The sequence below is a fragment of the Bacillus sp. EA-CB0995 genome (assembly GCF_055814245.1).
Map to the genome: position 1 here is coordinate 380,979 of NZ_CP169269.1, position 14,502 is coordinate 395,480.

A 14,502-nucleotide genomic window follows, 5' to 3' on the forward strand; every position below is an offset into this window, starting at 1 on the left:
AAGTGATATATGTGTATAAGGTGTAATTAAAGACGGCATAAGGTGAAAATTCTATTAAACGTTAAGTGTGAGATAAAGTGAAACTTCTATCAGTGGGGGCTTCATCCCCCCACTGATGGCTAGTTGAACCAATCGGGCATTAACGGGCAGTTATCTCCCACCGATCTTCTTTGTTTTCTCAGAGTCTTGAGGTGGGAGTCATACTGCCCAAAAGTAGCGAGATAAATATTACGGCTTAAAGGAGAGGGATTATAGTGGAAAGAAGTTTATCTATGGAATTAGTACGTGTAACAGAGGCTGCAGCGTTATCATCTGCGCGTTGGATGGGACGCGGTAAGAAAGATGAAGCAGATGGTGCAGCAACGTCAGCGATGCGCGACGTATTTGATACAGTACCAATGAAAGGAACAGTGGTAATTGGCGAAGGGGAAATGGATGAAGCGCCGATGCTATATATTGGTGAAAAATTAGGAACTGGATATGGTCCGCGTGTTGATGTAGCGGTTGATCCGTTAGAAGGAACAAATATTGTTGCAGCAGGAGGATGGAATGCGTTAGCTGTTATTGCGGTAGCGGACCATGGAAATTTACTGCATGCACCTGATATGTATATGGAAAAAATTGCAGTTGGCCCAGAAGCGGTTGGTGCTGTCGATATTAATGCACCGGTTATTGATAATTTACGCGCTGTTGCAAAAGCAAAAAACAAGGATATTGAAGATGTTGTAGCAACGATTTTAAACAGACCACGTCACCAAGCAATTATTGAGGAAATCCGTAAAGCGGGAGCTCGTATTAAATTAATTAACGATGGTGATGTAGCTGGTGCAATCAACACAGCATTTGATCGCACAGGCGTTGATATTTTATTCGGATCTGGCGGTGCACCTGAAGGGGTACTAGCAGCCGTTGCATTAAAATGTTTAGGCGGAGAAATTCAAGGAAAGCTTCTGCCGCAAAATGATGCAGAATTACAACGCTGCAAAAAGATGGGTATCGATGATATTAACCGCATTCTTCGTATGGAAGATTTAGTAAGAGGTGACGACGCAATCTTTGCGGCAACAGGTGTTACGGACGGAGAATTACTGCGCGGTGTTCAATTTAAAGGAAGTACTGGTACAACACACTCCCTTGTTATGCGTGCGAAATCTGGGACAGTTCGCTTTGTTGACGGGCGTCATAGCTTAAGCAAGAAACCAAACTTAGTTATAAAGTAAAACTTCCATTAGTGGGGAGGCTTTATCCTCTGCTGATGGAAAGCTCCCATCAATCGTGATAAAATAAAAAGCGTGCAAAAGATGGGTAGAGCGAAGACAAATTTTCTTGTCTTCGCTTCTTGTATTTGTCTCGCAACGTATTGATTAAAACGAGGTAAAAGGGTTACAATAGTGAATATTACCCTACTTGTACTTATTGCCTTTCATTATTACGTATTTGCCTTCCGTAATTTCCCTTACCCATCTGAAAAGAGAATAATATCAAAGTGTGGTGTCTGAATGAATTTAACAATTTCAGCTTTAGAGAACATGAAATTAAAAGAGTTATATGAGCTTGCGAAAGAATTTAAGATTTCCTATTACAGCAAATTAACAAAGAAAGAGTTAATTTTTGCGATTTTAAAAGCACGAGCAGAAAAAGAAGGTTTCTTTTTCATGGAAGGTGTACTTGAAATTATTCAATCAGAAGGATTTGGATTCTTACGTCCAATCAACTATTCTCCGAGTTCTGAAGATATTTATATTTCAGCTTCGCAAATTCGTCGTTTTGATTTGCGTAATGGAGACAAGGTTTCTGGTAAAGTGCGACCTCCGAAAGAGAATGAACGTTATTTTGGATTGTTGCAAGTTGAAGCAGTCAATGGAGATGATCCAGAATCAGCAAAGGAACGTGTGCATTTCCCTGCGTTAACACCGTTATATCCAAATCGTCAAATGAAATTGGAGACGGAAACGAAGAAACTATCAACACGCATCATGGATTTAATTGCACCAGTTGGGTTTGGTCAACGTGGTCTAATTGTTGCGCCTCCAAAGGCTGGTAAAACGATGCTGTTAAAAGAGATTGCTCACAGCGTTACAACGAATCATCCAGAAGCAGAACTAATTGTACTTTTAATTGATGAACGTCCAGAGGAAGTAACAGATATTGAACGTTCTGTAAAAGGTGATGTTGTAAGTTCTACTTTTGATGAAGTTCCGGAAAATCACATTAAAGTGGCTGAGCTTGTGCTAGAGCGTGCAATGCGCCTTGTTGAGCATAAAAAAGACGTTATCATTTTAATGGATAGTATTACCCGTTTAGCACGCGCCTACAATCTTGTGATTCCACCAAGTGGACGTACGTTGTCAGGTGGTATTGACCCAGCGGCATTCCATCGACCAAAGCGCTTTTTCGGAGCAGCTCGTAATATTGAAGAGGGCGGTAGCTTAACAATTTTAGCAACAGCTCTTGTTGACACAGGGTCTCGTATGGATGATGTCATTTATGAAGAGTTCAAAGGAACAGGAAACATGGAGCTTCATTTAGATCGTTCTTTAGCAGAACGTCGTATTTTCCCAGCTATTGATATTCGTCGTTCTGGTACACGCAAAGAAGATCTATTAATTCCAAAAGAGCATTTAGACAAGTTATGGGGTATTCGCAAAACGATGAGAGATACACCAGACTTCATAGAAAGCTTCTTACGCAAGTTGCGTCAAACGAAGACAAATGAAGAATTCTTAAAAAATATCCCTGAAGATTCAAAGAGATATGTCGCGATGAAGTAATGCTAAAAACAGGTAGTTGCAAAATGCAGATAGCCTTGTTATAATTTCATCATATGTGTTTCATCATTATAGTTGTGGTTGCAGCTAACGATGAAAAACTCTGTTTCGAAAATGATTCAGGGCGGAAGGAGATGAAAAGAATGAAAGCAGGAATCCATCCAGATTACAAAAAAGTTGTATTTATGGATACTAACACAGGCTTTAAATTCTTAAGCGGATCTACAAAAGGTTCTAACGAAACTGTCGAGTGGGAAGATGGTAACACTTATCCATTATTAAAAGTCGAGATCAGTTCTGATTCTCACCCATTCTACACAGGACGTCAGAAGTTTGCTACTGCAGACGGACGTGTTGATCGCTTCAACAAGAAATACGGCCTTAAGTAATAACAAACATAAAGCAGGCAAGTGTATATATCCGCTTGTCTGTTTTTTTTGCGAAAATATAAACCTTTACCTACTTACAGTAAGAATAAGTAGACGAAAGGAGGAGCTCTTATGTACGTAATAAATCAAGACGGTTGGATTGAAGTGGTTTGCGGAAGCATGTTTTCGGGGAAATCAGAAGAGCTCATCCGCCGTGTACGCCGGACGCAATTCGCAAAGCAAAATGCAATTGTATTTAAACCGTGTATTGATAATCGTTATAGTGAAGAAGATGTTGTGTCGCATAATGGATTGAAAGTAAGGGCAGTTCCTGTTGCGGCTTCAAAAGAGATGTTTGAGCATGTAACAGAAGATATAGATGTTATAGCAATTGATGAAGTGCAATTTTTTGATGGGGACATTGTGGAAGTGGTGCAAGAATTGGCAAACCGCGGCTATCGTGTGATTGTTGCTGGTTTAGACCAAGATTTCCGTGGTCTACCATTTGGACAAGTTCCTCAGCTTATGGCGATTGCGGAGCATGTGACGAAGCTGCAAGCAGTATGTGCTAAATGCGGATCTCCTGCAAGTCGTACGCAACGTTTAATTGATGGGGAACCAGCGTCTTTTGATGATCCTATTATTTTAGTTGCTGCATCAGAATCATATGAACCACGTTGTCGTCATTGTCATGTTGTGCCAATTAAACAGAGATAAAAACTCGCTACATAAGGCGGGTTTTTTTAGAAAATGCGTAGGGGCTGAATGAGCCGTTTGCGTTTTTAAATATATCTAGTTCCGGCGGCAAGCTCTTCGCATCTAAGGACCTTCCGCACGAGAAGATAAAAAGCATCTTCTGTGCGAAAGAACCTTAGCCGGTCAGAGCTGACCGAGCCGCCTCCACTTTTAAATATAATTTGCGTTTTTTTTGTTATGTACCATATACTATTTGTATTAGAGACTAGGATGTTGAGGTGAATAGTGTGTTAGATCGTTTGCAAGCTGTAGAAGACCGTTATGAGAAGTTAAATGAGCTTTTAAGTGATCCAGAGATTATAAGTGATTCAAACAAACTTCGTGAGTATTCAAAAGAACAATCTGATATACAAGAGACGGTAGAGGTGTACCGTGAGTATAAAGATGCTCGTGAACAATTAAGAGATGCAAAAGCGATGTTAGAAGAGAAGTTAGATGCTGACATGCGTGAAATGGTAAAAGAAGAAGTGTCTGAGCTAGAGGGACAAGAGAAGGAATTATCAGAGCGTCTGAAAATTTTACTTGTTCCAAAGGACCCGAATGATGATAAGAACGTTATCGTAGAGGTTCGTGGTGCTGCTGGTGGTGATGAAGCGGCATTATTTGCTGGTGATTTATACCGTATGTATAGCCGTTATGCTGAGGTGCAAGGTTGGAAAACTGAAATTATCGAAGCGAGCTATACAGAACTAGGTGGATATAAAGAGATTATCTTTATGATCAACGGTAAAGGCGCTTTTGCAAAGTTGAAATTTGAAAATGGTGCGCACCGTGTGCAACGTGTTCCGGAAACAGAATCTGGAGGACGTATCCATACTTCTACAGCAACTGTAGCTGTATTACCGGAAGCAGAAGAAGTAGAAGTCGATATTCATGAAAAAGATGTTCGTGTGGATACGTTTGCTTCTAGTGGTCCTGGTGGACAAAGTGTTAATACAACGATGTCAGCGGTACGTTTAACGCATTTACCGACTGGTGTAGTTGTTTCTTGTCAGGATGAAAAATCACAAATTAAGAATAAAGAAAAAGCAATGAAAGTATTACGTGCACGTGTTTATGATAAGTTTAGACAAGAGGCGCAAGCTGAGTACGATCAAAACCGTAAACAAGCTGTTGGTACGGGAGACCGTTCTGAGCGTATTCGTACGTACAACTTCCCGCAAAACCGTGTTACAGACCATCGAATCGGTTTAACGATTCAGAAGCTGGATCAAATCTTACAAGGTAAGTTAGATGATTTCATCAATGCCTTAGTGATGGAAGATCAGGCGCAAAAGATGGAGGCAGCTGAGTAATGCGTGTCTATGAAGCCCTGAAATGGGCTTCTTCTTTTTTACAAGAAAATGGGCGAGATGAAAATGCGGGAGAAATTGTCCTTTGTCATGTATTAAAGACGAATCGAACAGGTTTAATGATGAACATGCGTGAAGAATTAACGGCAGAACAAGAGCGCATTTTTGCAGACTTTATCCACAAGCATGTAGCGGGCATACCTGTTCAGTACTTAATTGGATATGAAATGTTTTATGGGCGTTCATTTTTCGTCAATGAAGAAGTGCTTATTCCAAGACCAGAAACAGAGGAGCTTGTGCTAGGTGTGCTAACACGTATTCGCCGTAAATTTGGGGATAAGCACTTGCATGTGGCGGACATTGGTACTGGCAGCGGGGCAATTTCGATTACACTTTCTTTAGAAAATCCCCATTTACATGTATACACAGTCGATATTGCTCCGGAATCGATTGAAGTGGCGCAGAAAAATGCAGCAGAATTACAGGCAAATGTAACGTTCTACCACGGTGATTTATTGTCGCCGTTTCAGGAAACGAAGCAAAAGCTAGATGTTGTTGTGTCGAATCCTCCTTATATTCCAGAAGAAGATTGGAGAGGGCTTTCTTCTGTTGTGAAGGAGCATGAGCCAAAGCGTGCGCTTGTTGGCGGTGAAGATGGGCTCAATTTCTATAGACGCTTTATGGAAGAGCTGCCAAAGGTTCTGCAAGAAGAAGCGATTGTTGCTTTTGAGGTAGGTGTAGGGCAAGGAGAAGATGTGCGTGCCCTGCTGCAAGAAACATTCCCGCATGCACATGTCGAGATTGTCTTTGATATTAACGGGAAAGATCGTATGGTTTTTGCGGAAATGTAATTTTAACAGGGGGCTGACCTGAAAATGGGCTTTTGTCAGCTCCCTCTAGTGCATCTGGCATGTCGAACATCGTCGAAGGGTCTTTATCCCGCATTAACGGGCAGTAAAGGCTGGAGAAAAGCGGGGAAGAAAACTGCCCGTAAAAGCCCGATTGGTGAGAGCTTTCCATCAGTGAGAAAAGCGTCACTGATGGAAGTTTCACTTTATATCGTGTCGAAGCGCCGATATATTCTAAAAAGCGGTCGATATATTGTGAAAAGCGCCAATATATCGAAAAAAACGACCGATATATCAGTGGACATGACCTTAAAAAGAAAAGCGTTTGTATGAATCACCTAAAAAACGAATAGATTCTGAATTTAGTAGTTTAGAAAGAAAAAACTTGTCTACACTGTTTTACTGAAGGGGCGGTGGAGATAGGATGAAAAAACAAGCGATTGCTTATCTGCTTTTATTATTAATCGGTGCACAAATGGTTGCGCACTTTGGATATATGAAAGTTGATGCAAAGGAACCTGTCGTGATTCCTAAAGAAGCGATTCGATTACGTATTTTGGCTAATAGTGATTCGAAGGAAGATCAAGAGTTGAAACGTAAAGTGCGCGATGAAGTGAAAGCACAAATCGATGGCTGGGTGGCAGATTTAAAATCGTTTGAAGACGCACGTCGTATCATCCGAAGCCGTATTCCGGAACTTGAACAAACAGTGGCAAACACGTTGAAACGAGAAGGTAGTAAGGAAACTTTTACAGTTGAGTTTAATAAACATATAAAATTTCCAACAAAATTGTATGGGAATTTTATTTATCCGGCTGGAGAGTATGAAGCGGTACTTGTGACAATTGGTAAAGGTGAAGGTGCAAATTGGTGGTGCGTGTTATTTCCTCCAATGTGTTTCTTAGATTTCTCTAGTGGTACAGCTGTGAAGCAAGAAGAGCATGTTGTAAAGGCAGAAACAATTGATGAGGACGATATAGAAGAAAATTATTTGCAAAAGGAAGTTGTAAAAGAAGGAGTAAAGCAATCTCTTAAAGCTAAGAAAGAGACAAACATCGCACCTAAACAAAAGGTAAAGGCAAAGGCTATGCGAGAAAACAGGGCTGAGAAAGAATTACAGGAACAAGAAGAAGTAAAGCAAGATGAACCGAGTGCTGTCAAAAAAGAAGAGCACGTGAAGGTAGTAGAAGAAACGGAAGAAGAGCCAAAGGTAAAATTGTTTATTGTTGAAGCATTTGCATCTTTATTTTCCAAATAAGTTCTAAAAGATAATCCCTCCTCATATATAAAAGTATGGGGAGGGATTATGTGTGAAGCAAATACGTTTTGCTACAAAAACAGATGTAGAAAGATTGCAGGCCTTTTTTGGACAAGCTCATATGAAGGAAGAACGACTAGATCAATTATATGGGAATTTTATGATATTAGAAGAAGAGGGACAAATCCAAGCGGCTGTTGGATTTGAGCAAGCTGGAACTGATGCACTTCTTCGCTCTTGTTTGTTCACACCTGCTGTGGATAAAGTTACATTCTTACATTTTTTCGAAACGTTTTTGCAGTATATTAAAGAGAAAAGTATTGAGCAATTATATTTACTCACAAAGAGTCCACAGTCGGTTACAATATTTCAGTTTTTTCAATTTGAAATTGTGGAAAAGGATGTTGTGTCAGAAGAAATTCAGGCATTAGAACATTTTTGTAAAAATATAAAACAACCAAATGTAATTATACTAAATTGTCAGCTATTCACAAAGTTATCCACCGATTAAATTGATTTATCCACATTTTGTGGATAAATCTTATTTGTCTTTTGGATAAATCTCATAGTAAACTACAAATAACAAGTATTTCATGGTAGAAAAGGACGTGGGAAGAAATGAATACAAAAATGTGGGTTGTGGATAATATTGTGGAAATAAAAAAAGATTATCCACAGTTGCAAGAAGCAGCACATTTATTACGAGAAAATGAAGCAGTAGCGTTCCCAACTGAAACAGTATACGGACTTGGTGCGAATGCATTAAACGACGAAGCTGTTGCGAAAATTTTTGAAGCAAAAGGAAGACCAAGCGATAATCCGCTTATTGTACATATTGGTACGGAAGAACAATTAGATGGCATTGTGGCTCATATTCCGCCGATTGCGAATGTATTAATGAAACACTTCTGGCCAGGACCACTAACACTTATTTTCCCGAAAAAAGAAGGGATCTCTGAAAAGGTAACAGCTGGATTACATACAGTGGCAGTTCGAATGCCAGATCATCCGGTAGCATTGGCGCTTATTGAAGCGGCAAATGTACCAGTAGCAGCTCCAAGTGCGAATCGTTCTGGTCGTCCTAGCCCAACGCTCGCTTCTCATGTATATGAAGATTTAAACGGAAAAATTGCGGGTATTGTTGATGGCGGGGCAACTGGTGTTGGTGTTGAATCTACTGTAGTAGATTGTACGGGTGAAATACCGACGATATTGCGCCCGGGCGGTATTACGAAAGAGCAGTTAGAAGAAGTAATTGGAACTGTTTTGTTAGATCCGGCATTAAAGGATGAAACGGAAAAACCAAAATCACCAGGAATGAAATATACACATTATGCACCGAGAGCACCGCTTAGCATTGTTGAAGGTTCGCATGCATTTATTCAACAACTTGTGGATAACAAAGAGCAAGAGGGTTATAAAGTAGGTGTGTTAACAACGGAGGAATATCAGCATGTGTATAAAGCAGAGGTTGTTCTCTCTTGTGGAAAGCGCAGTGATTTAGCGACAGTTGCGACAAAGCTTTATGACGTGTTGCGTACATTTGATGCAAGCGGTGTTGATATCATTTTTAGTGAGTCATTTCCAAGCGATGGAATTGGTAGTGCGATCATGAACCGTTTAACGAAAGCTGCAGGTCATCAAATCATCTTCGAAAAATAAATTCTATCTCTCCTCGGACGTGCATATTGTGAAGTAGCGAGTCCGAGGAGGGACATTATGAAGATTGAACATATTATAAGCGAATTGTTGCCGCTGTTTATTATGGCATTTGCGCTAGGGCTTGATGCATTTTCTGTTAGCCTCGGTATGGGGATGATTACGCTTAAGCAGCGCCAAATCTTTTATATCGGTATTATAATTGGTATATTTCATATAATCATGCCTTTTATCGGCATAATGCTCGGCCGCTTTTTATCAGAGCAATTTGGTTCTATTACTACAATTGTAGGTAGTATTCTATTAATGGGATTAGGATTTCACATTGTGTATAGCTCAATGTCTCATGATGATGAGTATAGGAGCGTCCCTGCCGGCGGAAGTTTACTGTTGTTTGCTTTTAGTGTGAGTATGGATAGTTTTTCTGTCGGTTTAAGCCTTGGTATTTACGGAGCACGTACATTTGTAACTATTCTTATATTTGGCGTTGTGAGTATGATGCTCACTTGGATCGGATTGTTAATTGGTCGCAGAGTACAAAGTATTCTTGGAACGTATGGGGAAGTGCTTGGCGGGATTATACTTGTTGGATTTGGGATTAAATTATTATTTTCGGTATGAAGTGAAACAAATAATGTGAGAAAGCCCAGCCATTTATTGTGGCTGGGCTTTCATTTTTAGTTCTATCCAGCTCCAGCGGCTAGAACAGTCGGTGGCTTCGCGTCTTCCGCTTTTAGTTATGGCCTTACAAGTTCAAATTGCTCCCCAAGTTTTGCGTAATTATGTCCAGCCAGTCGGCTTATTGGTTTTAACCCTTCAGCATGAATGCGTCCATTTTCATATAAGTGCTCAGCGATATGGAAACGCACAATGCGTCCAATTAAGAGATCGCATGCAGGGGAATCTTCTGTTCCGCCTAGCTGAATAGCGCGCTCTAGTACACATTCCATACGGATACTCGCTTCTTTTACCCCCGGTACAGAAATGACATCGCTGTCAATTGGTGTTAGTTTTGCAAGTTCAATCTCACTTTCATTAGGAGGAAGGTTAGCTGCTGTTTCATTGATAGCCTCCGCGTACGATTCGTCAGAAATATGAACGACAAATTCTTCTTTTTCCATCGCATTTCTTGCTGTATCTTTTGGTTCTCCACCTTTTCGCTGCACAGAAATTGAGATAAGAGGCGGATTAGCAGCTACGATATTAAAGTAGCTAAATGGTGCTCCGTTTAGTACTCCATCGTTTGTAACGGTTGTGACGAAGGCAACTGGGCGCGGAATAATGCTCCCTGTTAGTAATTTGTAATTGTCTTTTTCAGTTTGTTCATTTGGATTAATAGACAGCATGTATGTAATCTCCCTTCGAATATCTGTAACACTTCTTTGTTTGTTTACAAGATAGAGGGGGAAAACTCCTGCTGAAAAAATATTTTTTTGCCGATTTTTGTAAAGGGTATGAAACAGTTCCTCACAAGGAATACGGAAACGATTCAAGGGCAGTAAGACCCCGACTTCAAGATTCAGAGAGAGGCGAAGAAGATAGGAGGGGAAATTCACTAAGGGGGTATATATTTAAAAAAACAAAAAGATGACATATGTCATCTTTTTGTTTTTTACGTTCTAAGTTTTTCATTGTTGCATCGAACAAATACAATCTGCTTCATTATAGACGATAGGATGAAACGTTGATGCCTTTCCACTCATAGTAATCTAAAATACCAGAGTAAACTGCTTCTGCAGCACGTTGTCTCCAATATTCGGATCCTAATTTTTCATTTTCTTGCGGATTGTCAATGAAAGCGAGCTCTGTAAGAATGGCAGGCATTGTATTTTCACGAACAACATATAAATCGCCATCTTTTACGCCGCGGTCTGTCGTTTCCATAGCATTTACAAGACGACTTTGTACTTTTTCAGCTAATACACGGCTTTCCTCTGTATTAGGGTTTCCTGCAGTTCTTGATTGCCAGTAGTACGTTTCTGTTCCATGTGCAGTACCATCGAAGCCATTCGCGTGAATGCTGACAAAAATATCTCCGTTATTTTGTTGCGCAAATTCTACTCGTTTTTGTAATGATTCGCTAGCTGTATTACCAGGCCGCGAATCTGTTTCACGAGTTAACAGCACCTTAAACGGTGATTTGCGATTAAATAGATCGCGAACACGTAAGGAAACATCTAATACAACTGCGTCCTCTGTTAAGCCGTTGTTCGTACCGGAATGACCATCATCGATACCACCATGACCTGGATCAATGATGATCGCTTTTCCGTTTAATGGATCTACTTGTAGATCGGCTGCTTGAACCCATCCTGTTTGATCGCCAATGCGAACTTCAATCCAGTTATTTGGATCTTTACGCAGTACATCGACGGTTGTTCCTTGCTGCAGTGTCCCTTTTTTATTATTGCCATATGGATACGGTTCTGTGCGGAACTCGTCTGTTGTTCTTGTAATTTGTCCTTTTGTGTTTGCTGCGTAGTTCGTAAAAGGAATATCTTTTGGCAAATCATGTGAATCCTTAACCGGTTCATTATTTTTAGGTAAAATATTCACACCGTCATATTCAGAACGATTATATGGATGTATTTCTTCCATAAGGTTTGCAATCTTAGTTGCCCACGCAGTATCTGTTGAATAGTTAGCATTAATATCTTTTACTGTGACTCCTTTATAGCGCCAATCTCCAGGTTCTAAATAATACGCTCTTACGTAAGAGGCATTATAATTAATACTGTCATTAAACGTATTGAAGTAGCTGGCTAAGCCAAATGGGTCAGAATCTTCAGCACGAAGTCCAAATAGATTATGTTTTCGATAGGCAATCAATGATTTGCCGTACCCCGACTCTAAAATAGCATGAGATGCTAAGAATAGAGCGTTCACACCATATTTGTTTTGTGCGTCAATAAACGCCTGTCCATATCCGATAAGCGGGCTTGTCCCGTTTGTTCTTCGGCTCATATAATTATCAATTTCTTGGGCAGTTACTTTTGAAGGTTTGCGCAAATCTAGCGTTTCATAAGGCTGGCCAATATAGTAATCTAGTGAAAGATTTGCTAAGCCGCTTCCTTCAAAATACTCCACGCGCAGCTTATGATTTCCTTTTGTTAAAGAAATTTTTCCTGTACGTGTACCGTTGTTACTTGCTTCCCAAGAGTTAATAACAGGCTGATCATCTACATAGACGCGAACACCATCGTCTGCTTTCGCCGAGAATGTATAATCGCCACCTTCAAAGTATTCCGTTTTTGTAAAGCGAGCAGAGAAGTTATCATTTGAAATAAATGGGCTTGGAGAACCATTTTGCCAATTGAAATCAATCTTCTCAATTTTTTGTAAGGCGTTATTGCCACCAAGAATAATAGGATCGCCTTGAAGATTCGTATTGTTATAGATCTCACCGAGCCAAGTAGACGAATTTTGTACAGTACTGTAAGGTTCAATGCTAAATTCTACGCGACTTTGGCCTGTTTGCTCTAAATATTGTACTTCAACTAAATGCGTATCTGGTTGATTGGCGTTACCAAATGCCCAGGCAGCAGTTCCATCAGAAATATGAATTTTCTTCGCGTATTCTGTAAATCCTGATGGTCCCCAACGATTAAGGACAAGTTTCCCATCAATAAAGACACGAATCCCATCATCAGCGCGCCCGCGAATGACGTAATCTCCAGCAGATAAACGTTTTACCGTTGTGTAACGAGCGGAGAAGTTGTCAGCTGGCACTTTAGAAGTTGGAGCGCCGATACCATTATTTTCAGCGAGTTGCTTCGTATCCCCTTGTGGTGCTAGCACTTTTGCATCGACAGGATAGCCAGCTAAATTAGTATTTGGATAATAATAAGCTAGCCAAGAATCGAATGGTACAATATCAGAAAAGATAGCTGCTTGACCGCTATTTTCATAGAAGTCAGTTCGAATTTTATGATCCCCTTGCGGCACATTTGTCACGATAGTACGATCGATTTGTCCAGGAACATCATACCAACGGTCAATTACTTGTTTCCCGTCAAAAGAAACTTTGACGCGATCATCAGCTAACGTATGTATAAAGTAATCGCCGGCAGCCAGTTGCCTAGATTGATCAAAAGTCGCTGTGAAATCATCTTCTGTTTGATCGGGTGTAGGACTTCCATATCCCCAATTATAATGAACATCCCCGCCTGTTTGAGAAAAAGGTCCAGGAGATTTTTTATAATCGAATTGAAGATTGGCTTTTCCGCTTTGTTCCATATATTCAACGGTAATCTTATGCTCTCCAGTTGACAATGGTACTTTTACTTTGCGAGTTTCACCGTTACTAGCATTCCAAGAATCGATTACAACTTTGTTATCAACGTAAACACGCACACCATCGTCTGCTTTCGCCGTGAATAAATATTCACCTTGCTCAAACTTATCTACCTTAGTAAAGCGGGCAGAAAAATTATCGTTTGAGATAGCTTTATGCGGAGAGTTGTCTTCCCAATTAAAGTTGATTGTGTTTAACTTTTCTGAAGAATTTGCTCCGCCGATAACAACAGCGTCACCTTTTAACTCTTTGTTATTATAGAATTCGCCGAGCCAACTAGTTGATTTTGTTGCTTCGCTGTAAGGTTCAATTTGAAAATTTACTTGGCTGTTTCCGCCTTCTTCTAAGTATTGCACTTCAACTAGATGGGTATCATTTTGATTGGTTTTACCAAATGCCCAGGCTGCAGTTCCATCATTAATATGGATTTTTCGAGCATCTTCCTGTAACCAACCGGATCCCCAGCGGTCAAGAACGAGTTGTCCATCAATAAAGACACGAATACCATCGTCTACTTTTCCGCGAATGATATAATCTCCAGCAGGTAATCGCTTTACTGTCGTATAGCGAGCAGAGAAATTATCTGCGGGCACTTTTGGCGTTGGTGAGCCAATTCCATTGTTTTGGAACAGCTTCTTTTCTGTTCCTGTTGGAGGAATCACTTTTGCGTCTACTGGATAACCTTCTAAATTTTTGTTCGGATAATAGTAGGCTAACCAGTGATCAAATGGAACAATGTCAGAGAAAACTGCTGCTTGACCAGTATTTTCATAGAAATTTGTTTGTAGCTTATAAGTTCCCGCTTTTACATTTGTTATAAGTGCACGATCAATTTGTCCACCAGCATCATACCAACGATCAATTACAGGTGTCCCATTAAAGGAAACTTTGACACGATCATCAGCTAACGTATGTACGAAGTAGTCTCCAGCTGGTAACTGTTTTGATTGATTAAAGATGCCGGTAAAATGGTCCGCTGAAATGTCGGATCTTGGACTTTGATATCCCCAGTTGTAATGTACATCTCCGTCATTTTGGGTAAATGTATCATTGCTCGCAGCATGTGCAATAAATGGGGTTAGAAAAAAACCAACTGCTATGATTGGAGCATACCATTTTTTATTCACTTTTTTTCTTATCTCCCTTCTCTAAAATAAACTCGAACTTTATCAATCTACCATAATCTTGCATGGAAAGGTATACAAATAATAGTTTTGTAATATTAGGCTTAAAGTTTCAGCATTTATCATAACTTGATC

At 40.1% G+C, this 14,502-nt stretch carries 12 protein-coding genes and 2 pseudogenes; 11 read left to right on the top strand and 3 right to left on the bottom strand.

Features of this window, described 5'->3' with window-relative positions; all coding sequences use genetic code 11:
* Positions 1-254 precede the first annotated feature (254 nt).
* From glpX to ACEWFJ_RS02130, 11 genes are all read left to right on the top strand, one after another.
* The gene (gene glpX, locus ACEWFJ_RS02080; RefSeq protein WP_098310041.1) at positions 255-1,220 is read left to right on the top strand and encodes a class II fructose-bisphosphatase; all 966 of its coding nucleotides are present in this window, start codon (positions 255-257) and stop codon (positions 1,218-1,220) included.
* Positions 1,221-1,499: 279 nt separating this feature from the next.
* Positions 1,500-2,771 (top strand): transcription termination factor Rho, encoded by a 1,272-nt coding sequence (rho, locus tag ACEWFJ_RS02085; RefSeq protein ID WP_098310040.1) that lies wholly within the window; start codon positions 1,500-1,502, stop codon positions 2,769-2,771.
* 140 nt (positions 2,772-2,911) lie between these two features.
* Positions 2,912-3,157, top strand: a complete 246-nt coding sequence (locus ACEWFJ_RS02090; RefSeq protein ID WP_000643433.1) for a type B 50S ribosomal protein L31 — start codon at positions 2,912-2,914, stop codon at positions 3,155-3,157.
* Between the two features lie 111 nt (positions 3,158-3,268).
* Positions 3,269-3,853, top strand: coding sequence for a thymidine kinase (locus ACEWFJ_RS02095; RefSeq protein WP_098310039.1), 585 nt, complete (start codon positions 3,269-3,271; stop codon positions 3,851-3,853).
* Positions 3,854-4,119: 266 nt separating this feature from the next.
* Positions 4,120-5,187: a peptide chain release factor 1 gene (gene prfA, locus ACEWFJ_RS02100; protein WP_230574402.1), complete on the top strand. Its 1,068-nt coding sequence runs from the start codon at positions 4,120-4,122 to the stop codon at positions 5,185-5,187.
* On the top strand, positions 5,187-6,035 hold the full coding sequence (prmC, locus tag ACEWFJ_RS02105; RefSeq protein ID WP_473690170.1) for a peptide chain release factor N(5)-glutamine methyltransferase: 849 nt from the start codon (positions 5,187-5,189) through the stop codon (positions 6,033-6,035). The genes prfA and prmC overlap by 1 nt, the downstream gene beginning before the upstream one ends.
* 24 nt (positions 6,036-6,059) lie before the next feature.
* Positions 6,060-6,365: a hypothetical protein gene (locus tag ACEWFJ_RS02110; RefSeq protein WP_473690171.1), complete on the top strand. Its 306-nt coding sequence runs from the start codon at positions 6,060-6,062 to the stop codon at positions 6,363-6,365.
* Between the two features lie 91 nt (positions 6,366-6,456).
* Positions 6,457-7,290 carry a stage II sporulation protein R gene (spoIIR, locus tag ACEWFJ_RS02115; RefSeq protein ID WP_473690172.1) on the top strand — a complete coding sequence of 278 codons (834 nt, stop codon included), beginning with the start codon at positions 6,457-6,459 and terminating at the stop codon, positions 7,288-7,290.
* Between the two features lie 52 nt (positions 7,291-7,342).
* Positions 7,343-7,801, top strand: a complete 459-nt coding sequence (locus ACEWFJ_RS02120) for a GNAT family N-acetyltransferase (protein WP_473690173.1) — start codon at positions 7,343-7,345, stop codon at positions 7,799-7,801.
* A gap of 107 nt (positions 7,802-7,908) precedes the next feature.
* Positions 7,909-8,952 carry an L-threonylcarbamoyladenylate synthase gene (locus ACEWFJ_RS02125; RefSeq protein ID WP_473690174.1) on the top strand — a complete coding sequence of 348 codons (1,044 nt, stop codon included), beginning with the start codon at positions 7,909-7,911 and terminating at the stop codon, positions 8,950-8,952.
* A gap of 57 nt (positions 8,953-9,009) precedes the next feature.
* Entirely contained in the window at positions 9,010-9,570 is a 561-nt protein-coding gene (locus ACEWFJ_RS02130) for a manganese efflux pump MntP (protein ID WP_098310033.1), read from the top strand.
* 116 nt (positions 9,571-9,686) lie between these two features.
* On the opposite strand, the gene ACEWFJ_RS02135 is transcribed toward ACEWFJ_RS02130, so the two are convergent.
* The 3 genes and pseudogenes from ACEWFJ_RS02135 to ACEWFJ_RS02145 form a co-directional block, all read right to left on the bottom strand.
* Positions 9,687-10,295: a flavin reductase family protein gene (locus tag ACEWFJ_RS02135; RefSeq protein WP_429716464.1), complete on the bottom strand. Its 609-nt coding sequence runs from the start codon at positions 10,293-10,295 to the stop codon at positions 9,687-9,689.
* Positions 10,296-10,611: 316 nt separating this feature from the next.
* Positions 10,612-11,337, bottom strand: a pseudogene (locus ACEWFJ_RS02140) (N-acetylmuramoyl-L-alanine amidase); the annotation flags it as partial.
* Between the two features lie 210 nt (positions 11,338-11,547).
* Positions 11,548-14,370 (bottom strand): annotated as a pseudogene (locus ACEWFJ_RS02145) (PA14 domain-containing protein); the annotation flags it as partial.
* Between the last annotated feature and the right edge of the window lie 132 nt (positions 14,371-14,502).

Bases quoted from the DNA above. Each gene is read 5' to 3' on its own strand.
- ACEWFJ_RS02090 (WP_000643433.1), top strand. From the start codon at position 2,912: ATGAAAGCAGGAATCCATCCAGATTACAAAAAAGTTGTATTTATGGAT.
- spoIIR (WP_473690172.1), top strand. From the start codon at position 6,457: ATGAAAAAACAAGCGATTGCTTATCTGCTTTTATTATTAATCGGTGCA.
- rho (WP_098310040.1), top strand. From the start codon at position 1,500: ATGAATTTAACAATTTCAGCTTTAGAGAACATGAAATTAAAAGAGTTA.
- prmC (WP_473690170.1), top strand. From the start codon at position 5,187: ATGCGTGTCTATGAAGCCCTGAAATGGGCTTCTTCTTTTTTACAAGAA.
- ACEWFJ_RS02125 (WP_473690174.1), top strand. From the start codon at position 7,909: ATGAATACAAAAATGTGGGTTGTGGATAATATTGTGGAAATAAAAAAA.
- ACEWFJ_RS02095 (WP_098310039.1), top strand. From the start codon at position 3,269: ATGTACGTAATAAATCAAGACGGTTGGATTGAAGTGGTTTGCGGAAGC.
- ACEWFJ_RS02135 (WP_429716464.1), bottom strand. From the start codon at position 10,295: ATGCTGTCTATTAATCCAAATGAACAAACTGAAAAAGACAATTACAAA.
- ACEWFJ_RS02130 (WP_098310033.1), top strand. From the start codon at position 9,010: ATGAAGATTGAACATATTATAAGCGAATTGTTGCCGCTGTTTATTATG.
- ACEWFJ_RS02110 (WP_473690171.1), top strand. From the start codon at position 6,060: ATGGGCTTTTGTCAGCTCCCTCTAGTGCATCTGGCATGTCGAACATCG.